This is a genomic window from Vibrio sp. 10N.222.46.A1, assembly GCF_041473595.1.
In the GTDB taxonomy this organism is placed as follows: Bacteria; Pseudomonadota; Gammaproteobacteria; order Enterobacterales; family Vibrionaceae; genus Vibrio; species Vibrio tasmaniensis_A.
In genome coordinates this window covers 1-390 of the sequence record NZ_JBFRSN010000494.1, presented here as the reverse complement: position 1 = coordinate 390, position 390 = coordinate 1, and the positions used below count along the sequence as shown (strand labels likewise).

The 390-nt window shown below is 40.8% G+C and carries 1 pseudogene; it reads right to left on the bottom strand.

Annotated features, from left to right (window positions below):
* Positions 1 to 241 (bottom strand): annotated as a pseudogene (gene glpT / locus AB4496_RS14540) (glycerol-3-phosphate transporter); the annotation flags it as partial.
* Positions 242 to 390 lie beyond the last annotated feature (149 nt).

The following is a 390-nucleotide window of genomic DNA, read 5'->3' as shown; positions in this document are numbered from 1 at the left end:
ACTTAGATAAGCCGTAAGCGATAGATACCGCCGCTAATGCAACCCCTAGTTCTCCGCGGCTAAAACCTTGTTCAATGAGATAAGGCATCGCCAAACTAAAGTTTTTACGGACTAAGTAATACCCCGCATAGCCAACGAAGATGCCGAGAAACAGCTGCCATCGTAGTCGTGTGTAGGTGCTATCGATCTTATCTGATGACAAGCGATCGATATGCGCCATAGGTTTGAATATTCCAAACATAGGAACCTCATAATTATTGGGCGAAGGAAGAGTTTAAATGCTCGAACGAAAAAATTAGCGCTTATTCGAAATCAAGGGAATTGTATGTGCTTCAGGATTAATTTCTGTGATAGAGGTGGTTATTAACAAAAAATAACTTTAAATACAGC